Annotated in this window: 16 protein-coding genes; 6 read left to right on the top strand and 10 right to left on the bottom strand. The window is 71.4% G+C overall.

Translation table 11 applies throughout. From position 1 onward, the window contains the following. Positions 1 to 6: 6 nt before the first annotated feature. The 9 genes from EST54_RS19520 to EST54_RS19480 all read right to left on the bottom strand — a co-directional run bounded on the left by EST54_RS19520 (position 7) and on the right by EST54_RS19480 (position 9,637). Positions 7 to 1,167, bottom strand: coding sequence for a M20 metallopeptidase family protein (locus EST54_RS19520; protein WP_129248926.1), 1,161 nt, complete (start codon positions 1,165 to 1,167; stop codon positions 7 to 9). Next, positions 1,164 to 2,312 carry an amidohydrolase family protein gene (locus EST54_RS19515; protein ID WP_129248925.1) on the bottom strand — a complete coding sequence of 383 codons (1,149 nt, stop codon included), beginning with the start codon at positions 2,310 to 2,312 and terminating at the stop codon, positions 1,164 to 1,166. Before EST54_RS19515 ends, EST54_RS19520 begins: the two co-directional genes overlap by 4 nt. Continuing rightward, complete coding sequence (locus tag EST54_RS19510) at positions 2,302 to 3,609, bottom strand: type I glutamate--ammonia ligase (protein ID WP_129248924.1); 1,308 nt, start codon at positions 3,607 to 3,609, stop codon at positions 2,302 to 2,304. The genes EST54_RS19515 and EST54_RS19510 overlap by 11 nt, the downstream gene beginning before the upstream one ends. Next, on the bottom strand, positions 3,606 to 5,084 hold the full coding sequence (locus tag EST54_RS19505) for an APC family permease (protein WP_244942563.1): 1,479 nt from the start codon (positions 5,082 to 5,084) through the stop codon (positions 3,606 to 3,608). Before EST54_RS19505 ends, EST54_RS19510 begins: the two co-directional genes overlap by 4 nt. 105 nt (positions 5,085 to 5,189) lie before the next feature. After that, complete coding sequence (locus tag EST54_RS19500; RefSeq protein ID WP_239012365.1) at positions 5,190 to 6,122, bottom strand: MurR/RpiR family transcriptional regulator; 933 nt, start codon at positions 6,120 to 6,122, stop codon at positions 5,190 to 5,192. Positions 6,123 to 6,312: 190 nt separating this feature from the next. Further along, on the bottom strand, positions 6,313 to 7,485 hold the full coding sequence (locus EST54_RS19495; protein ID WP_129248922.1) for an NAD(P)/FAD-dependent oxidoreductase: 1,173 nt from the start codon (positions 7,483 to 7,485) through the stop codon (positions 6,313 to 6,315). An 8-nt stretch (positions 7,486 to 7,493) separates the two neighbouring features. Beyond that, complete coding sequence (locus EST54_RS19490; RefSeq protein WP_129248921.1) at positions 7,494 to 7,688, bottom strand: ferredoxin; 195 nt, start codon at positions 7,686 to 7,688, stop codon at positions 7,494 to 7,496. A gap of 60 nt (positions 7,689 to 7,748) precedes the next feature. After that, a complete protein-coding gene (locus tag EST54_RS19485; RefSeq protein ID WP_129248920.1) occupies positions 7,749 to 8,939 on the bottom strand; it encodes a cytochrome P450 in 1,191 nt (396 codons plus the stop codon). Further along, positions 8,936 to 9,637, bottom strand: coding sequence for a DUF3159 domain-containing protein (locus tag EST54_RS19480; RefSeq protein WP_244942562.1), 702 nt, complete (start codon positions 9,635 to 9,637; stop codon positions 8,936 to 8,938). The genes EST54_RS19485 and EST54_RS19480 overlap by 4 nt, the downstream gene beginning before the upstream one ends. 250 nt (positions 9,638 to 9,887) lie before the next feature. Here EST54_RS19480 and EST54_RS19475 point away from each other — a divergent pair, with 250 nt between their 5' ends. The 3 genes from EST54_RS19475 (at position 9,888) to EST54_RS19465 (ending at position 13,427) form a co-directional block, all read left to right on the top strand. Continuing rightward, the gene (locus tag EST54_RS19475; protein ID WP_167511573.1) at positions 9,888 to 10,616 is read left to right on the top strand and encodes a response regulator transcription factor; all 729 of its coding nucleotides are present in this window, start codon (positions 9,888 to 9,890) and stop codon (positions 10,614 to 10,616) included. A gap of 1 nt (position 10,617) precedes the next feature. Continuing rightward, entirely contained in the window at positions 10,618 to 12,057 is a 1,440-nt protein-coding gene (locus tag EST54_RS19470; protein WP_129248918.1) for a sensor histidine kinase, read from the top strand. A 284-nt stretch (positions 12,058 to 12,341) separates the two neighbouring features. After that, entirely contained in the window at positions 12,342 to 13,427 is a 1,086-nt protein-coding gene (locus EST54_RS19465; protein WP_129248917.1) for a DUF6615 family protein, read from the top strand. A gap of 161 nt (positions 13,428 to 13,588) precedes the next feature. Here the strand turns inward: EST54_RS19465 and EST54_RS19460 are convergent, their stop codons facing one another. After that, positions 13,589 to 14,128 (bottom strand): hypothetical protein, encoded by a 540-nt coding sequence (locus EST54_RS19460; protein WP_129248916.1) that lies wholly within the window; start codon positions 14,126 to 14,128, stop codon positions 13,589 to 13,591. A gap of 119 nt (positions 14,129 to 14,247) precedes the next feature. Here EST54_RS19460 and fxsT point away from each other — a divergent pair, with 119 nt between their 5' ends. The 3 genes from fxsT to EST54_RS19445 all read left to right on the top strand — a co-directional run bounded on the left by fxsT (position 14,248) and on the right by EST54_RS19445 (position 20,503). After that, complete coding sequence (gene fxsT, locus EST54_RS19455) at positions 14,248 to 17,148, top strand: FxSxx-COOH system tetratricopeptide repeat protein (RefSeq protein WP_129248915.1); 2,901 nt, start codon at positions 14,248 to 14,250, stop codon at positions 17,146 to 17,148. 256 nt (positions 17,149 to 17,404) lie between these two features. After that, positions 17,405 to 19,798 (top strand): Orn/Lys/Arg family decarboxylase, encoded by a 2,394-nt coding sequence (locus EST54_RS19450; RefSeq protein WP_129248914.1) that lies wholly within the window; start codon positions 17,405 to 17,407, stop codon positions 19,796 to 19,798. A 231-nt stretch (positions 19,799 to 20,029) separates the two neighbouring features. Further along, complete coding sequence (locus EST54_RS19445) at positions 20,030 to 20,503, top strand: hypothetical protein (protein WP_129248913.1); 474 nt, start codon at positions 20,030 to 20,032, stop codon at positions 20,501 to 20,503. Positions 20,504 to 20,676 lie beyond the last annotated feature (173 nt).

Here is a 20,676-nt window from a genome sequence, read left to right as displayed (position 1 = left end):
CGGAGGTCAGGTGTGCAGTTCCGCGGCGGCGAGGTAGCCGGCGAGCATGGCGTGGGCGACGTCCCGGATGCGCTCGTCCGGCGGCAGGAACGTGGGCGCGTGCAGCTGCTCGGTGCCGCCGTCGGTGCCCACGAAGAGCATCAGCGACGGCAGCCGGGCGCAGAAGAAGGAGAAGTCGTCCGAGCCGGCGGACCGCAGGTCGTCACCGACGCGCAGGCCGAGCGGGCCGAGCAGCGGTCGCGTGGCGGCCGTCAGCGCCGAGTCGTTGTCGAGCACGGGCTCTCCGCGGGTGATGTCCACCTGCGCGGTGCAGCCATGGGCCCGTGCCACCAGTCCGGCGACCTCGGCCAGCCGGGCGTGCAGGGACTCGCGCTCGCCGCTGCCCAGCGCGCGCAGGGTGCCGCGGGCCTCGGCGGTGCCGGGGATGACGTTGGCCGCGGTGCCGGCGGCGAGGGTGCTGACGCTGAGGACGACGGGCGACATCGGGTCCGTATCGCGGCTGACCAGGCTCTGCAGGGCGACGACGATATGGGCCAGGGTGACGACGGGGTCGCGGGTGAGGTGCGGGTAGGCGGCGTGGCCGCCGCGGCCGTGCACCGTGACCGTGAACTCGTCGGCGGAAGCGTTGACGCCGCCGGGGGTGCAGGCGACGGTGCCGGGCGGCAGCAGGGGCTGCACATGCGCCCCGATCACCGCCGCGCACTGCTCCCGGCCGAGGATGCCGTCCTCGACGACGTCCTGGGCGCCGGAGGGGTAGGTCTCCTCTCTGGGCTGCAGGACGGCCAGCAGGGGGGCCGGGCCGCCCTTCCGGCCGATGGCCCGGGCCAGGGCGGTGAGCGCGGCCAGGTGCACATCATGGCCGCAGGCGTGCATGAGGCCGGGGTGTTCGGACGCCCATGCCGCGCCGGTCTTCTCCTGCACGGCGAGGGCGTCGAGTTCGGCGCGGACGGCGACGGCGGGGCCCGCTCCGCCGATCCGGACGACGGCGCCGGTGTCGGCGACCTTGGTGGTGGAGCCGGCGGGCAGCGCGGCGAGCACGAGGTCGCGGGTGGCGGCCTCGGCGCCGGAGAGGCAGGGGCGGGCGTGGATGCGGTGGCGCAGTGCCGTGGCGGCCGGGAGCTCCGCGTCGAGCGCGGCGGCCAGGGCGGACAGGTGGGGGCCGGTCATGCCGGGTCCTCCAGCCGGTAGACGCGGCGGGCGTTGTCGTGGCCGATCATGCGCACCACCTTGAGCGCTTCATCGAGGTCCCATTCGCCGCTGTCGGTCCATGCGCCGAGGGTCCGGGCCATGCCGCGGCGCCACAACAGGGCGCCGAGATGGTGCAGTTCCGGCGGGCCCCAGGCGTCGGAGGAGAAGAGGATCTTGGCGAAGGGGGCGAGTTCCAGGGATTCGGCGATGACGGTGTCGGAGCGCATGCCGGTGTAGTTGATGCCGAGGCCGACATCGAAGTAGACGTGCGGGAACACCTGGGCGAGGTAGCCCGCGTTGCGCTGGAAGGGGTAGCAGTGCAACAGCAGCAGGTCGGTGCCGTACGGTTCCACGTTCTTGAGGAAGCGGGTGAGCAACAGCGGGTCGCAGCGGTGGAGTTCGACGTCCGGGTCGCCGTAGCCGGCGTGCAGCTGGATCGGCAGACCGCGGTCGACACCGCACCACAGGGCGAAGCGCAGCAGCACCGGGTGGCTGACGCGGACGGTGCCGGTGGCCGCGCACTCGGCGAGCCAGGCGCCTGCCGCGGCGCTCACCTCGTGGTCGTCGGGGCGGCCGGGGTCGAAGTCGAAGCCGTGGCGGTAGGCGACGATGCTCTTGAGGCCGACCGCGGTGGCCGAGCGGGCGGCCAGGGTTTCCCGGAACCGGTCGGGGAGTTCGGCGGCGGTGACTCCGGTGCGCGCCACGTCCTCCAGCACGGTCTCCAGGCGCACCACCTCGTCGACGGGGCGCCCGGAGGCGGCCGCCATGCCCTGGGGGTCGAGGATGTCCTCCCCCTTGTAGCCGGTCTCCAGGAGATAGTGGCCGACGCCGGAGGCGTCGAGCAGTCTGCGGTTGACCTCGTCGGTGCCGAGTTCGGTGCGCCGGGCGACGTACGTCTCGGGGTCGGCGTGCGGTGCGAGACCCAGGACCGGGGCGCACCAGCGGCGGACGGCGAAGCCGATCTGCGAGTCGAACTGGGTCATCCACGGCGGGATCGGGCGGTCGGACTCGGTGAGCATCTGCTCCAGGGCGGAGCGGTCGGCGTCGTGGCGGAGGGCGCCGTGGACGTGGTGGTCCACCAGGGGGAGCCGGTCGATCTCCGCGAGGAGTCGTTCAGTGGACATGGCGTACCTTTCGCAGGCGTGCGGCGTCGTCCAGGCCGTCGAGCTGGGCGAGTTCGGACCGCTTGACGGAGAGCTGGGTGGCCAGCAGCTGGGGGGCGAACCAGGAGCGGACGACGTCGTCCTTCTCCAGGGCCTCCAGGGCCTCGTCGAGCGTGGTGGGCAGGGGCGGCGCCAGTGCGAGCACCGACTGGTCGGTGTCCTCGGGCCACACGGTGGGCTCGTCGTAGTCCCCGGTCAGGCCGGCCAGGCCGGCGCGGATCAGGACGCCCAGGGCGAGCCAGGGGTTGGCCGTGGCGTCGGCGGCGCGGTATTCGAGGTTGAACTGGGCGGCGGTGCCGGAGCCGCCGAGCTCGGTGGTGGGGCAGATGCGCAGCAGCGCCTCGCGGTTGCGCTCGGCCAGGAACGCCCCGCCGACGCTCCACCGGTTCGGGGCCAGGCGCAGGAAGGACACCGGGCTCGGTGCGGTCAGGGCGGTGAGGGCCGGGGCATGGGCCAGGACGCCGGCGCTGAAGCGGGCGCCGAGGGCGGAGAGCCGGCCGGGGCGCTGCGGGTCGTAGAGCGCGGGGCGGCCGTCGGCGTCGCGCAGACTCAGGTGGAGGTGGACGCCGTTGCCCACTCCGTCGGTGTCCAGGAGAGGGGCGAAGGTGACGGGCAGGCCACGGCGGCGGGCCAGGTCGCGGACGAGTTCCTTGAGGAGGACGGCCCGGTCGGCCGCGACCGCGGCGGGGGCGGGGCGCAGGGTGACCTCGAACTGACCGTCGCCGTATTCGGGGATCCAGGTCTCCGGTTCGAGGCCGGCGTGTTCCAGCAGACGCACCAGGTCGGTGCCGAACGGTTCGGCGTCCCGGAAGCGCCGCAGGGAGAACGGAGCGCTCTCGGGGAGGTCGCCGAGCACGAATTCGTGCTCGAAGGCGGCGACGGCCTCCAGCCCGGTCCGTTCGCGCAGCTCGGAGAGGGCGTCGCGCAGGAACGTGCGGGGGCAGCAGGCCCAGGGGCGGCCGTCCGGCAGTCTCTGGTCGGCGAGGTAGAGCAGCATCCCCGGAGCGGTGCCGTCGGCCGGGATGCCGACGGCGGTGCCGGCGTCGGGGAGCAGCCGCAGGTCGCCGCGGGACCCGAAGACGTTGTCGGGAGCGATCGGCCCGAACGAGGAGATCGCGAGGTTCGCGGGCACCCAGCCGGTGCCGCTGCGCAGGACCGCGTCGTGTTCGGACGGCGGCACGGCCCGCCCCCGTACCTGGCCGGCCAGGTCGCAGGTGGCGACGAAGACGGTCGCGTAGTCGTCGGTGCGGGGAGTCATGGGGTCACCTTCATGGTGTCGGCGGCGGGCGGTTCGGGGCTCTGCTCCTGGCGGTCGCCCTGTCCCCCGTTCAGTTCACCGGTGAGGCGGGCGCCGATGCGCTTGGCGAGGGAGGGCGCGAGGAGGACGACGGCGAGGCCGGTCGCGCACCAGGCGGCGGCTATCCAGGGGAAGTAGGTGTAGGGCGCGCTCTGGCCGGTGGACTGTTCGTAGAGGACGAAGCAGAGGTAGCCCAGACCGGCGAGCGGGACGACGAGTTCGTGGCGGGGGATGTGGCCGCGGCGGGAGAGGGTGAAGACGATCACGCCGACCCCAGCCACGGCGTAGACCACCAGGACGCACAGCACGCCGATGGTCGCGTACCAGTAGTAGGTGTCGAAGGCGGTGGTGCCCAGTCCGTACATGACGGCCGCGAGCGCGGCGGCCACGGCGCCGCACAGCCACAGGGCCCTGGTGGGGGACCCGGTGGCCGGATCGGTGCGGGCGAGCGCGGCCGGTCCGAAGCCGTCGCGGGCCAGGGCGGAGATCATGCGGGCAGCGGCGGCGGACGAGGAGAGCGCGGCGGCGAAGGCGGAGGCGACCGCGGTGAAGGCGACGACGAGCGAGAACCAGGTGCCGAGGTAGCTGCCGGAGAGCGTCACCAGCGCCGATTCCGCCCCGGCGAACTGCCGCACGCCCGCGTCGTCGGTGCCGAACCCGATGGTCTGGACGAACATCATCAGGACGTACAGCACACCGGTGAGCAGCACGCTGCCCGCCAGGGCGCGCGGGATGTTGCGCCGGGGGTCGTCGGTCTCCTCGCCCAGTGAGGCGCACGCCTCGAATCCGGCCCAGGACAGGAAGGCGAAGACGGTCGCGGTCATGATCGCGCCGTAGGAGGCCGTGCCGGGCGCGAAGACCGACAGGTCGAAGGCCTGGTGGCGGGGCGCCGATCCGGTGCCGGTGCGCCCGATGACGACGAGGGCGAGGACCAGCATGGCCGCGATGCCGATGCCTTCGGCGATCAGCAGGGTGCGGGCGGTGAGCCGGGTGTCACGCGAGTTGAGCAGGGTGACGCCCACGGCGGCGACGACCGCGACGGCCACCCAGGGGCCGGTGGACCGCACGCCCAGCGCGTGCAGAAACGCATGGGCGAAGACCCCCGTCGCGGCCAGGGTGCACACGAGGAAGGCGAGGTAGGTGCCGAGCAGCGCGAAGCCGCCGAAGAAGCCGGCGCGGGGGCCGATGGTGGCGCCGGCCAGGGCGTAGACGGAGCCGGCGTGGTGGAAGTGCTGGGTCAGCCGCCAGAAGCCGTAGCCCACGAGGCCGACGCCGAGCAGGCCGAGCAGGAAGACCAGCGGAACGGCCTTGCCCACGGTGGCCGCGACGCCGGCGCCGTTGAGCCCCATGGCCAGGGTCGGGCCCATGAGACCGACGGAGAGGGCCAGCGCTTCCCACAGCCGTAGTTTGCGTGAGGTTCGAGGATGATCGGGCACAACGCACTCCCGAGCAGAAGAGGGCCGCACGGTTGTGGCCCGGGACACCCTTCATGAAATATTCGTTGCAAGTGGCGCGTCAAGAGCCACGTTGAAATGAATTTTTCAGGCGGTGCCGGCCTCCCCGCGCCACGACTCCTCCGCGGCCCGCAGCCGCTCCTCGGCCGTCGGGCCCAGTCGGGCATGCACGGCCGCGACCAGGGTCTCCACCAGCGCCGTCGGCGCGACGATGCTGTCGAACGGACTGGGTGCCTCCACCCGCGCGGGGAGCACCACGTCGGCGAACTCGGCCACGGGCGAGAGCCACGGGTCGGTGAACAGCACGACCTTGGCGCCGCGCTCGTGCGCGTACCGGGCGAGCTGCACGGTGTCGTCCTGGTAGCGGCGGAAGTCGAAGACCACACACACGTCGCGCCGGCTCAGGTCGACACGGAATCCCGCATCGCGCCCCGGAGTCGCGGCGTGCACGAAGGTCCCCGGACGCAGCAGCCGCAGGTGCAGGTCGAGGTACTCGGCCAGCAGCTGGGAGAACCGGCCGCCGAAGCAGGCGATCCGCTTGGCCGGGTCGCAGATCAGGCCGACCGCCCGGTCGAATTCCTGCTCCGGGAGCGCGCCGAACGTCTGGTCCAGCGTCGCGCCGCTCACCTGCTGCGCCGCCTCGACCAGTTCGGAGGTGGGCGAGTGCCTGCCGATCACCGGTGCCAGGGTCAGCGGCGAGGCGTGCCGCGCCTGGACCTCCTCCCGCAGCGACTGCTGGAAGTGCCGGTAACCGTCGAACCCGAGCCGGGCCACGAACCGCACCACGGTGGGCGCGCTGACCCCGGCCTGGGAGGCGAGCCCCGAAGCGGACTCCAGCCCGGCCGCCGGGTAATTGGCCGTCAGCGCCCGTGCGATCCGCCGCTCGGCGGGAGACAGGCCCCCCTCGGCGCGCCGCACCCGCTCGGCCACGGTGGCCCCCAACCCGGGCTCCCGGCCTGCCTGCTCCGGGTCCGTGTCCGCCTTCGCTCGGTCGCTGTGCTCTCCGGCCCGGCCAGCCATTCGCGTCCCTTCTCCGCACTGCGTGACGCAACGATCGTTACACACGGCAACGAATCCGTCGTCACGGGAGAGGCAGGCAGGCACCGCACATATCCGGGCGGCGGTGAACCGTCGCCCGGATACATGAGCGGGCATGCGCTCCGACGCCCGCATGAGGTGTTCGGACCCAGAGCTCGGCCACAGCGCAGGGTCAGGCGGCGACGGGCGCGGCGATGCGGTCGTGGTAGGCGCGCAGGGTGCGTGCGCTGTTCCAGCCGAGCGCGCCCACGACACGGTCGCCCGCGTAGTAGAGCGCGACGAACCTGCCTGCCTTCGGGTCGCCGTCGACGTAGGCGACGCGCGCGTCCCCGGGGCACCAGCCGTGGAACTGGATCTTCGCGTGGAACTGGTCGGTCCACCCGAACGGGACCGGCGCGTAAGGGGTGGCTCCGGCGGGTCCGGCAAGGAGGTTCCCGGCGGCGGCGAGGGCCTGCCGGGTGGCGTTGGTGCGCTGTTCCAGACGGGTCCGTTCGCCGGTGAGGGGGTGTGGCCAGTTGGCGACGTCGCCTGCCGCGTAGATCCCGGGCGCGACCCGGCAGGTGCTGTCGCAGAGCACCCCGTCGCCCAGGGGGAGCCCGGAGTCGGCCAGCCAGTCGACGGCCGGCTCCGAGCCGATGGCGACCACGACCACCTCCGCGGGGAGCTCGGTGCCGTCGTCGAGGAGCACCCCGGTGACCCGGCCCCCCGCACCGAGCAGGTCGGTGACACCGCGGCCCATACACAGACGGACCCCGTTCTCCTCGTGCAGCTCGGCCACCAACCCGCCCACCTGGGTGCCGAGTTGCCTCGCCAGCGGGGTGGACTCGACGTCGACGAGGGTGACGTCCAGGCCGAGGCCGCGCGTGGTGGCGGCGATCTCGCTGCCGAGGAACCCGGCGCCGATCACCACGACGCGCGGCCCGGCCAGCAGCTGTACGCGAAGCGTCAGCGCCTCATCGAGGGTGCGCAGCACGTGCACCCCGGCCAGGTCGCGGCCGAAGGGCAGGTGACGGGGGCGCAGCCCGGTGGCGATGATCAGGCCGTCGTAGTCCAGCCGGTCCCCGTCGTCCAGCGTGACGATGCGCGCCACCGGGTCCACGTGGGTTGCGCGGCAGCCCAGTTTCAGGTCCATCCGGAGCCGTTGGAGGTCGACGTCCTGCCGCAGGGTGGTCCTGTGCGGTTCCAGATCGCCGGTCAGGACCCGCTTGGACAGCGGCGGGCGGTCGTACGGCGGCCGCAGTTCGTCGCCGACCATGGTCAGGGTGCCGGTGAAGCCTTCGAGCCGCAGGGCGTCGGCCGCGGTGAGGCCCGCGGCCGACGCGCCCACCAGGACGATGTGGTCCATGGCAGGCACTACTTCACCACCTCGATGGCCAGTGCGGGGCAGAGCGCGGCGGCGTTCTCGACCTGGGAGCGCAGGGCGTCCGGCGGGAGGGCGTCGAGCAGGACGACGATGCCGTCCTCGTCGCGCTGGTCGAAGACGTCGGGGGCGGCAAGCACACACTGGCCTGCGCCGACGCACTTGTCCTCGTCGATGATGACCTTCATGGGATGCTCCGTGTTCCGTGGGGGTGCGGGGTGCTGGTGGCGGTGGTTCGCGCCGGTCGACTACCAGGCCACGGACAGCTCGTGGACGCCGTAGATGACCATGTCGTGGCGCATCGGCACGTCCTCGGCCGGAACCGCCAGCCGCAGGGTGGGGAACCGGTCGAACAGGGCACGCAGGGCCGCCCTCATCTCCACCCGGGCCAACTGCTGCCCGATGCACTGGTGGATGCCGTGGCCGAAGGCGAGGTGCGGGCCGCGCGCCCGGGCCACGTCCAACTGGTCGGGGTGGTCCGAGAACTTCTCCGTGTCCCGGTTCCCCGAGGACAAGGCGGTCACCACCAGGGAGCCGGCCTTGATCCGGTGGCCGTGCAGTTCCACGTCCTCCAGCGCCACGCGGCGCAGCCCGTACTGGATGATGGTGAGGTAGCGCAGCAGCTCCTCGATCGCGTCGTCCCACAGGGCGGGGTCGGCACGGAGCGCCGCCAACTGGTCGGGGTTCTCCAGCAGGCACATGGTGCCCAGCGCGATCATGTTCGCGGTCGTCTCGTGCCCGGCGAACAGCAACAGCGATCCCACGCCGGCCAGTTCCTCATCGGTGAGCTCGCCCGCTTGCACCAGCTTGCCGAGGATGTCGTCGGTGGGTTCGGCGCGCTTGGCACGAACCAGCCGGTGCATGTGCTGCCGCAGCGCCTCCCAGGCCCCCTGAACCACCTCGGCGTCCGCAGTGAGGCTGAGCATGTTGGCCGAGTTCCGCTGGAACTCCTCGCGGTCGGCGTACGGGACCCCGAGCAGCTCACAGATCACCAGCGAGGGAATCGGCAGCGCGAAGGCCTGGACGAGGTCGACCGGCGACCCGGCGCCGGCCATCGCGTCCAGCCGCTCGGCGACGATCTGCTCCACCGCGGGGACCAGCTGCCGCATCCGGCGCACGGTGAACTCGCCGGTGAGCAGCCGCCGGAACCGGGTGTGCTCCGGCGCGTCCATGAAGATGAACCACCCCGGGCGCACCGGCGGCGCGCCGTCGGCCGCGCCGCCGCCGGTCAGTGTGGGGCGGTTGGCGCTGAACCGCTGGTCGGCGAGCACCGTCTTGACGTCCTCGTACCGGCTGATCAGCCAGCCCTCCGCGCCGTCGGGGAAGGTCACCTGGGCGACCGGAGCCTGCGCGCGCAGCGCCCGGTACTCCTCCGGAGCGTCGAGCGGGCAGGTCCGCACCGTGGGCTGCGTCCCGGTGAGCGGCTGGGATGTGGTCATGCAGCAGTCCTTTCCAAGGGGTGGGGCGTCTCGGCGCTCGGGCGGCTGCCGGCGCAGCGGTGCGTGCCGACGACGCGTCGGTAGACGCGCCAGCCCAGCAGCGTGCCGAGCGCGAGAACGATCGGGTTGAGGAGTTCGGCCGTGCCGAGGGCGACGGCCTGGCCGGACAGGAACAGCGGGAGCTGCACGGCCAGCGTCAGGTAATTCCCGGCGAGGATGGCCACGTTGCCCGTGACGAAGGCCCGCCGGCGGACCGGACAGCGGCGCCAGCTGGTTCCCTCACCGGTGATCAGGCCCGCTGCCAGGCCCATCGGCGGCCATCCGAGGAGCAGCAGTACCGGAGTCGCCACGGCCAGCACGCCGTGCATCACCAGGCTCGGGAGGAAGAAGGAGGTGGCCTGCCCGGTGAGCGCGGCCAGCGCACCTCCGACGCAGACGATGCCGAGGACGGCGAGCGTGCGCCGCACAGGCTCTCCGCGCATCAGCCGCACGAGGCAGACCCCGGCCCCGAGCGTCAGGGCGATCGCCAGCGCCACGGCGACCTCGTGGAGGAGAGCGAAGCCCAGGGTGAAGCCGAAGACCGGTGCCACGTCGAGCATCCCGCTGCGCAGCCGGCTGCGGAAGGCGGCCCGGGCCACGTCCGCACTGTCGGCCCCGGACGCCTCGCTGTCGGCTTCGGCGTGTGCTGCCTGCTCCACGTCTGCTCCCGGCGTCTCGGCGAACGGTGGTCGTTGCGGTACCTGGCTCAAGAAAACCCAGCCCTGCTGACCCGCCCCGGTCAGCGACCTGACCATTGCCTGACAGTCGGCGACCTCGTCCTCCGGCACGGATTACGGTGTCGTGGACGCCGGGCCCCGGGGCGGCGACGAGTTCGCGGCGCCGGGGAACTCGGCGGGCGTGACGGGGCGTTGCCGTCACGGACGCGGCTCGATCCGATGGGTACCTGTCATGCACTCCGCCTCACCGAACGACGGCCTGACCTTGCCCCGAGGAAGCGGTCAGCGGCTGCTCGTCGTGGACGACGACCCGAGAACGGCCGAGCTGCTGGAGACGACCCTGAGCCTGGCGGGGTACGAAGTGACGACCGCGGACCGCGGCGTCGCGGCCCTGCGCGCCTGCGCGGCGGTCTCTCCGGACCTGCTGGTCCTGGACGTGATGCTGCCCGACATGGACGGGTTCGCGGTGTGCCGGAGGCTGACGGAGAACGGGGCGCGGCTGCCGGTGCTGTTCCTGACCGCGCGGGACGCGGTGGAGGACCGGGTGACCGGCTTCGCCATGGGCGCCGACGACTACCTCACCAAGCCGTTCAGCGTCCCCGAACTGCTGGCCAGGGTGCACGCCTTGCTGCGCAGAGCCGCCACGAGCGCGGAGCCCGGCCCGGTGCTCGGCTTCGCGGACCTGACCGTGGACGAGCGCAGCAGGCGGGTCCGCCGCGCGGACCGCGTGATCGCCTTGTCGCCGACCGAGTACAAGCTCCTGCGGTACTTACTGGTCAACGCCGAGTACGTGGTCTCCAAGGAGCAGATCGTGGAGCACGTATGGCAGCACCACTTCAGCAACGGTGTCGTCGAGAAGCTGGTGTCCCGGCTCCGGGCGAAGGTGGACGCACAGGCGCCGCCGTTGATCCAGACGGTGCGCGGATTCGGCTACAGTCTGCGCCTCCCCGGAGACGGGTGACATGGCCGGCGCATGGCGCGACTCCCTGCGGGCCCGCCTCATGGTGGGGGTCGTCCTGCTGGCGGCCCTGGGCATGGTGGTGGTCAACGTGGCCTCACTGGTGGGCCTGCGCACCTACCTCGTCGATGTCGCCGACGCCAACCTCGCCAAGGCCCGCAACACCGTCCAGCACCGCGCCATGGGCCGGCGGTTGCATGTCAGCGGGGCCATGCTGCATTCCCTGGTTCCCGGAGGCACCTACGTCGCGCTGCTCGACGAGCACGGCCGCGTGGTCGCACAGACACCGGAGAAGGGCCTCAACGGGCGGCCCGCGCCCCGTCCCGACCTGCCGGCACCCGTCCCGCACGGATTCGCCGAGCACCCCGTCACCCTGAAGACCACCGGCACGCCCCTGCCGCGATACCGCACCCTGGCCTTCCCCGTCGGCCCGCACGCCACGGTCCAGCCGCGGCCCGGCGTCCCCCCGGAGCCGTTCGGCACCGTGGTGATCGCCGAAAGCCTCGCCCCCACGGATGACGTCGTGTACTGGCTGATCGGCGCCGACGCGACGGCCACCCTGGCCGTGCTCGGGGGCATCGTCCTCCTCAGCCGCGGTGTGCTGCGCGTGGGACTGCGGCCGTTGCGCGAGATGGCCGCGACCGCGACCGCGATCGCCGGCGGCAACGTGGACCAGCGCATCGAGACCGCCGGCCGCCCCTCCGAGGTCGGCGAGGTCGCCACCGCCCTCAACCGCGCCTTCGACGAGCGGCAGCGCTCCGAGGAGCGGCTGCGCCAGTTCGTGGCCGACGCCTCACACGAACTGCGCACTCCCCTGACCACGATCCGCGGCTGGGCCCAACTGCACCTGCACGGCCTGGCCCGGGACCCCGAACTCGTCGAGCGGGCGATGCTGCGCATCGAGGACGAGGCGGCCCGCATGCACTCCATGGTCGAGGAGTTGCTGCTGCTCGCCCGGCTCGACCAGGGCCGCCCGCTCGCCACCGCTCCGGTCGACCTCGGCAGGCTCGTCCGGGACGCCGTCGCCGACGCCCGGGCCCTCGAACCCGGCCGGCCGATCACCGTCGAGGAACAGGGCGAGGCGTTCGCGCACGGCGACGAGGACCGGCTGCTCCAGGTGCTGCGCAACCTGCTGGACAACGCACTGCGCTACACCCCGCCCGGCACGCCGACATCCGTCACGGTGCGTGCGCCGGACGGCGCCCACGTCGAACTGAACGTCACCGACCAGGGGCCCGGCATGGACCCCGACACCGCCGGCCGGATCTTCGAGCGCTTCTACCGCGGCGACGCCTCCCGCACCCCCGGCAGCGGCGGCACGGGCCTCGGCCTGAGCATCGTCAAGTCGATCGCCGAAGCACACGGCGGCACGGTGACCGTACACACCACACCGGGCGAGGGCAGCACCTTCACGGTCACGCTGCCCGCCGGCGCAGCACACTGAGCGGCGCGCCGCCACCACACGTGAGAGGGGCTCGTCGAGGCGTGGGGCGGGCCGCTCCGGCACACCTCGGCCTTCCTGCCGGCTTCCGGCAACTTCCGCTGACAGCGGGGTGCTGCCGGGAGCGTGGAGACCGGTAGTCGCGTGCAGTCACTACACGCCGACCCGTGCCATGAGCCTCACTACCAAAGCTGCATCGATGCTCCCTTCTTGGCGTTCACGGGTGACGCCTGGCCGGTGAGCACTACCCTGATCCGCAGGCCACGTATGGGGGAAGAAGGGCAGCGGTGTCACTGTGCGCGTGCGGTGAGGAACTCGCCGATCACTTCGCCTTCTGCCCGAGCTGCGGCATCGACCTGCGGTCGTCGGCCGAAGTGCGCGGCACGCAGCCTTCGTCGTCGGCCCGTTCCCTGTGCCGGACCCTTCGTGCCTGCGCCACGCGGACGTTCGAGCGTCTGGGTGATGACCACTTCGCAGGCTCGGTACCGGGCGAGGAAACATACACACAGCTCAATCTTCAGGACATCCGCCGACTGCACAGTGATCGCGTCAAGGTCCGCGAGTTCCAGCGGTACGAAGAGGCCCGCAACGGGGCCGACTGGGAGTGGTGGTTCTACTCAGGAGCCGTGGGCTTCGGGATGCGGGTGCAGGCCAAGCGCGCGAAGCGCGGCGGCGGATATGACCTTGAGCACGTGGTGCGGAGCACCGGCGCCCGCCAGAGCCAGCTTCTCGTCCAGGACGCGCTGACCGCTGAGTGCCTGCCCGCCTATGTCCTGTACAACCACCGGAACTGGGTCCCGACCTCTGAGTCCGGGCGAGCTGTCGACTGCCGTCACGGGCGGGGCGAGCAGACCCAGCTGGGTTGCACGATTGTCTCAGCCTTGACCGTGCACGCCGTACTGCGCACCCGCCCGGTGAAGGCAGCGTACGTCCGGGATCAGAGCGTGCCGTGGCACCGCCTCTTGTGCGACGCACCGCGCCGTGGGCGGCCGGGCCTGGAGGCAGCGCACGCCAAGGTGACGGGCCTTCACCACCGGGGGGTTCACGACCTGCGGGCCGCTGTCCGGGCCGAAATCCGCTGGGTGGACCAGGACAGGGACCGCTACGACGCCACTCCCGGTTACGGGCCATGGACCGCCGCAGAAGAACCCGATCCGGAGCGGGAGGACCAGGCTCCCTGGTCCGACGAGACCGAGTTCGACCGCAGAGAGCAGGAGGTGCTGGGTATGCCCGTCTACCGAGGTCTGAACGAGGTCGCCGGTCGGCAGCTGTCCCCACTGCCTGACCGGGTGATGGCCATGATCCATGGGGAGGCCGCGCAGCCACCTGACGCACGCGTGGCCGGGGCCATGGTGGTGGATCTCTCGGACTGAGGCGCGGCAGTCGACCGTGTGGGTTCGCGCGACACGGGGGTTCCTGTCGCCGGCCTGAGAGGCGGGGGCCGGCCGGCTACCCGACACCAAGGGCCGGCCCGGCCCTCCGCAGCACGCCGGCCACCTCTCGGAGCGACCTCAGCCGGGTGCGTCCTGCTCTTCTAGCGGTCACCCGGGGCAGGCGGAATGGCACCGAGGAGGTTCGGGATGCCGCAGGCCGTGGCAAGGAGGTCCGCATAGGCGCTGAGCACCTGTCGGGTGCCGTTCAGAGCGCTACGGAGCTGGTCCGCCTCGGGCCAGGCCCGTTCGTGGTCGCGTCGGGAGCAGTCGGCTGGCCGGCGGCTCTCCCAGTCCTCCAGCGCGGGGTGCCAGCTGGCCAGCAACGGCCGTAGTCCGTAGTTGAGCATCGCGACCGCCAGGTAGCCGAAGTTGTACTGGCCGTCCCGCTTGGGCTCCGCAATCTGCGGGCCGTGCCTGCGCAGGATTTCCCGGGTACTGCCGAACAGCGAGTACAGGCTCGTCAGTGCCTCCCGTAGGAGGCCTTCGTCCGCCCGCATCGGCACCACGGAGACACGGGTGACAAGTTCTACGTACAGCTCCCAGGCCGCACGCCGTTCCGCATCGTTCGGCTCCCAACTACCGGCGATTTCCAGCATCGGCAGCTTCAGCCGTACGTCCACGGTCTTCGGAGCCCGCCCCATCCCAATTCCCCTCTCCAGAGCCAACGGCGACCTGCACATTTTCCTGCGTCGCCCACGCTATACGCGGGATGATTGCCGCAACACGGCACGACAGGCACATGGTGACTCGGGGGGCCGCAATGACCGACGCCACGCAGCAGTTCTTCATCAGCTACGCGGGTCCGGACCGCCCATGGGCCGAATGGGTGGGGTGGTATCTCGAAGAGGCGGGTCACCAGGTGATCCTCGACGTGTGGGACTGGCGCGCCGGGGACAACCTCGTGCACCACATGGACCACGCCCTCGAAACGGTCGACGCCGTCGTGGCCCTTTTCTCCAAGTCCTATTTCGACCCCGAGCGATGGACCCAGGAGGAGTGGACCGCGGCGGTGGCCCGACGGGACCGCGTCATCCCGCTCGCGCTCGAACCCATCACCACGGTTGAGGTGCACCCTCTCCTTGCCGCGAAGCTTCGCAGGGACCTTCACGGCCTGGACGAGACCACGGCCCTTGCCACCCTGCGTGAGGCGGTCAATGGCGGAACCCGCCCCACCAGCCCACCTCCCTTTCCCGGCACCACTCCCACCAACGGCTCGGCCGCCGTCTCGAACGGCACGAAGCCTCGGCTGCCCAGTACCACCGGTCAGCCCGCTGTCTGGAACGTGCGCCGCCGCAACCCCGACTTCTCCGGTCGTGAGGCCGAGATCGCGCAGCTCCGCGACGGACTGCTCAGCGGACAGCAGGCCGTGGTGCGCGCGCTGCACGGGATGGGCGGCGTCGGCAAGACCCAGATCGCTCTGGAGTACGCGCACCGGTTCGCCGGACAGTACGACGTGGTGTGGTGGATCGACGCCGAACAGGACGACCAACTACCCGTCCATTACACCGAGCTGGCCGACCGACTCGGCATCGCCAAGCCCGAGGCCGGCTCCGAGCACAACGCCCGTGCCCTGCTGCAACACCTGCGCACGGCGCAACGCTGGCTCATCATCCTGGACAACGCCGAGAACCGTGAGCAGATCGACCCCTGGCTCCCCGAGGGCTCCGGCCATGTCGTGATCACCTCACGCAACCCGGACTGGAGGGGTATCGCCCACCAGACCGGCCTGGACGTCTTCAGCCGCCCGGACTCCGTCTCCTACCTCAGAACCCAGATTCCCAGCATCACCTCCGAAGAGGCGGACCTCCTCGCCAGGGATGTCGGCGACCTTCCCTTGGCCCTCGCCCAAGCCGTGGGCGTCATCGGCAGCGGCATGACCATCGGCCGCTACCTCGAACTCCTCGCCACAAACACGGCACGGATTCTGGAAGAGGGCGACGCGCCCGGCTACCCGGCGCCGCTGGCCGCCGCGGTGGGCATCGCCACCACGGGCCTGGAGAGCGACCACCCCGAGGCCGCGGCTCTGCTCCGTCTCGGTGCCTTCTTCGGACCGGACCCCATTCCCACCAGGTGGCTGGAGAGCGCCCGTTCACGGCTCTCCACCATCCCCGGTGACCCGGGCGACCTCATGTGGCCACACGCCGCCCTGCAGCCTCTCAGCCGTTACGGACTGGCCCGCCTCGACCACGAGACCTTCCAGATCCACCGCCTCACCCAGGCAGTGCTCCGCGACCACACCGGTCCCGACGAGGCGGGAAAGGTCCGGGGCGATGTCGCCGCCGTCCTCAGCAGCGTCGACCCGGGCAACCCGGAAGTCCCGGATACCTGGCCCGCCTGGGCCGCTCTGGCCTCTCACCTCATCGCCCATCACGCAGACCTCAGTCATCGGCCCGAGCTACGACCCCTTCTGCTCAAGACGGCCTTCTTCCTCATCCGGAGCGGGCAGCCACGCGGCGCATTGAGCCTCACTACGCCCCTACGCAAGGTGTGGGCAGGCGAATTGGGGGAGGACCACCCCGACACTCTCAGCTGCACGCAGTACCTGGGTCACGCAACGGCCGATGGGGGAGATGTCGTGGGCGCTCTGCCGTTCGTCGAGGACACCCTCACGCGTCGACGACGCGTTCTCGGTGACGACCATCCCGACACCCTGCAATCCGCGAACGACCTGGCAGCCACTACATCGGGGGTGGGGAAGTACGCAGAGGCCCGCACGATGTACGAGGACACCCTCCGACGACGACGGCACGTCCTCGGCGACAACCACCCCGACACCCTGCAATCCGCCCACAACCTCGCCATCGCACTGAACCAGGCCGGGGACCATGCCGAGGCCCGCCGCATGCACGAGGACACCCTCCGACGACGACAGCACACCCTCGGCGGCAACCACCCCCACACCCTGCAATCCGCCCACAACCTCGCCATCGCACTGCACGACCTTGGCGAAATCATGGAGGCTCACCGCATGCACACGGGCACCCTCCAACGACGACGGCACTCCCTCGGCGACGACCACCCCAGCACCCTGCAATCCGCCCACAACCTCGCCGTCACCCTGCACAACCTCGGCAAAACCGAGGAGGCCCACCGCATGCACGAGGACACCCTCCGACGACGACGGCACATCCTCGGCGACGACCACCCCAGCACCCTTCAGTCCGCCCACAGCCTCGCCGTCACCCTGCACAACCTCGGCGAACTGGACGAGGCTCGCCGCATGGACGAGGACACCCTCCGACGACGACGGCACATCTTCGGGGACGACCATCCCAACACCCTCGAATCCGCCCACAGCCTCGCCGTCACCCTGCACGACCTCGGCAGAACCGAGGAGGCCCACCGCATGCACGAGGACGCCCTCCGACGACGACGGCACTCCCTCGGCGACGACCACCCCAGCACCCTGCAATCCGCCCACGACCTCGCCATCACCCTGCAAAAGCTCCGCCGATATCCGGAGGCGGCTCAGCTACTTGAAGAGACGCGCGACCGCCTACGCCTCACGTTGGGCGACCACCACACACGCACTGTGGCGGCCACCGAGAGTCTGGCCCACACATGGACCGCCATGGGAAAGCGATTTGCCGCCCAGCGCCTCCTGGCGGGACAACGAAAGCAGGCCAAGCGCCGACTTGATCGAAAGAAGAAGCGCCGGTAGCCCACGGTGAAAACGACGTCTAAGACGGTGCCCCGTGTGGTGAGTTGAAGGTGTCGCTTGTCACGGCACGAAGCCGGCCAGCCCGAGATCCCCAGGTAGTTGCCCGCCGGATCAGCACCCCTCCGGGCCCGTTTCCCTCATCGGTGTGGTTTCGCCCCGGTCGCGGTGCGGCCGCCGGTGTGTGTCGCGTTCACTCTCTGCAGGTCGCGCATTGTGCGGGCCGGCCGGCCTACGCCGAGACATGCGGAGGTGCACCATGACAGGCGGAACAGTTCTGTTCGCGGTACCGGAGCTCCCGGAGAGCGGAGGTACCGGAGCCGAGCAACTGCGCAGAATCGGCAAGGAGTTGGAGAACTGCGGTTTCGAAGTGCGCTGGGCGTCCACGGCCGAGGACGCCCAGGCGGTGCTGCGGACCGAGGCGGGCCTCGCCGCCGCCGTGGTGGACTGGGGTCTTCCGGAGGGCGGCAAGGCCACCGGCGAGCCGGGCGGTGCCGGCGTGCTGCGACAGGTCGGTCAGCGCTTCCAGAATCTGCCGGTCTTCCTGGTCACGGCCGGCGAGGACCTGGAACACCTCCCGCTGTGGGTGGCGGAGACGGTGATCGGCTACATCTGGCCGCTGGAGGACACCGCACGCTTCATCGCCGGACGGGTCGCCGGCGCCGCCCGCGGCTACCAGGAAGAGCTGCTGCCGCCGTTCTTCAAAGCCCTGCGCCGCTTCGACCACGCGCACGAGTATTCCTGGCACACCCCCGCCCACTCCGGTGGTGTCGCCTTCCTCAAGTCCCCGGTCGGCCGGGCTTTCCACGACTACTTCGGAGAGCGGCTGCTGCGCAGCGACCTGTCGATCTCGGTCGGGGAGCTGGGCTCGCTGTTCGAGCACACCGGTCCGGTCGGCGCGGCGGAGCGCAACGCCGCCCGTGTCTTCGGAGCCGACCGCACCTACTTCGTCCTCCACGGTGACTCGACCTGCGACCGGATGGTCGGTCACTTCAGCGTCACCCGCGACGAGATCGCGCTGGTGGACCGCAACTGCCACAAGTCGGTCCTGCACGGCCTGGTCCTCTCCGGAGCCCGGCCGGTCTATCTGGTCCCCACCCGCAACGGCTACGGGCTGGCGGGCCCGCTGCCGCCCGCCGAGATCCAGGAGCGGTCGATCGCGTCCCGGATCGCCCGCAACCCGCTCGCCCAGGGCGCGGCTTCCGCACAGGCCCCGTACGCCGTACTGACCAACTCCACCTACGACGGCCTGTGTTACGACGCCCTCCAGGTCGCCCGGGCCCTCGCACCCAGCACCCCGCGGCTCCACTTCGACGAAGCCTGGTTCGCGTACGCCCGCTTCCACCCCCTCTACGCCGGGCGCTACGGCATGGCGGTGGGCCCCGACACCTTCCCCGGCCCCGACCGTCCGACCGTGTTCTCCACCCAGTCGACCCACAAGCTGCTGGCCGCGCTGTCGCAGAGCGCCATGGTGCACGTCAAGCCCGCGCCCCGGGCGCCGGTGGAGCACGACCGGTTCAACGAGGCGTTCATGATGCACGGCACCACCTCGCCGCTGTATCCGATGATCGCCTCCCTGGACGTGGCCACCGCGATGATGGACGGGCCCCAGGGCCGCTGGCTGCTCGACGAGGCGGTGACCGAGGCCATCCGCTTCCGCCAGAGCGTGGTCCGCACCGGCCGGCGCATCGCGGCCGCCGGTGACCGGCCGGACTGGTTCTTCGGCGTCTGGCAGCCCGAGTCCGTGGTCGACCCCGCCTCCGGGGAGCGGCTGCCCTTCGCCGACGCCCCGGCGGAGCTGCTGCGCACCGAACCGTCCTGCTGGCAGCTGGAGCCCGGTGCCGAGTGGCACGGCTTCGCCGGCCTGACCGAGGGCTACTGCCTGCTCGACCCCGTCAAGGTCACCCTCACCTGCCCCGGCATCGACGCCGGCGGGCGGATGGCCGACCGGGGCATCCCCGCGCGCGTCCTGACCGCCTATCTGGCCACCAGGAACATCGTGGTGGAGAAGACCGACAGCTACACCACGCTCATTCTGTTCTCCATGGGGATCACCAAGGGCAAGTGGGGAACCCTGATGGACGCCCTGATGGACTTCAAGACGCTCTACGACCAGGACACGCCGCTGGAGCGCCTGCTGCCCGAGCTGGTCGCCGCCCACCCCCGGCGCTACACCGGCCAGACCCTGCGGGCACTTTGCCAGGAGATGCACGACCACCTGCGCGAGGCCCGTCTGGTCGAGCTGCTCGACACCGCGTTCCAGGAACTGCCCGTGCCTGTCACCCCGCCCCAGCACTGCTACCAGCAGCTCATCCGCGGCGGCACCGAACGGGTACGGCTGGCCGACGCGGCCGACCGGACCGCCGCCGCCATGGTCACCGTCACCCCACCCGGCATCCCCGTCCTGATGCCCGGCGAGAGCACCGGCGCCCCGGACGGTCCGCTGCTGCGCTACCTGACCGCTCTGGAATCCTTCGACCGGCGCTTCCCCGGCTTCCACAGCGAGACCCACGGCGTCACCCTCGACCCGGACACCGGCGACTACCTCATCGAATGCGTACGCCGGATCCCGGCGCAGCAGGCCGGACCGGCCGCGGAGCCCCAGGCCGAGCCGGCGCCGGCCCCGGCCGGCTCCCACCTGTCCGCGGACTGATACCGGGGAGCACGCCCGGACCTGTGCCACGCCGGGACCTGTGACGCCGCCCGGGCGATACGCCCACGGTCCTGGTCGGCGGCCCCGTCGTACGACCACAGGGTGAACCGAGGATCCGCCGGCCGGGCGACGTCCGGCCGGCGGATCCGTACGTACCGTCGTGGGGATCGACCGGAGGCCCAGGCTGAGGCGGACCGGACAGCGCAGGCAGAGCACGGAGAGCCGAGGCTCATGGCATCCCAGAACCGATCATCCCGTTCCTCCCGGGGCACCGTCCTTCTCATCACACTCGGCTTCCTCGTGGCGGCCCTGGTGGTCGGCGGAGTGCTGTGGGCGAAGAACAACATCACGTGGATCAAGGAGCAGGAGGGCGGGGGCGCCTGGTCCCTCACCTACGAGGCCAGGTCGGTGCGCGGCGAGGAGCGGGCCACCGCCGTGCGCTACCGGCACAGCCCCGGTCGGTACGACGCGAAGCAGCGCGACGAACGGCTCGGCTCCACCACGCTTCCGTGGAACACCGAGGTCGTCGTCAAAACCGGCGCCAAGGCCCGCGTCGAGGTGACGCCCGCCGGGAACGGGATCGCGTCCTGCCGCATCCTGCTCGACGGCGTGCGGGTGGTCGCCCAGGGGACGTCTCCGGGCCCCGGAAAGCCCGCGGTCTGCGATGTGATCACCAGCAGTACGCCCGAGAAGTGGCCACGCTGAGGCCGCCGCGCCGACTGGCTCGACGCCCCGAAACGGACGCTCCCCTCCCCCGGCCGGCGCGGACGGCGGGGGTGGCGGGGCGCTCGTACGTCCGCGAGGGTGTCCTCGGCCTGTCGGACAGCGGGTGGCCGAAATCTGCACGCGTGGCGGGGAGTGCGGGGGTGGCGCTCGGG

This window comes from Streptomyces sioyaensis (assembly GCF_004122735.1).
GTDB lineage: Bacteria > Actinomycetota > Actinomycetes > Streptomycetales > Streptomycetaceae > Streptomyces > Streptomyces sioyaensis.
The sequence above is the reverse complement of the archived record's forward strand: the minus strand, read 5'-3'. Positions and strand labels throughout refer to the sequence as shown.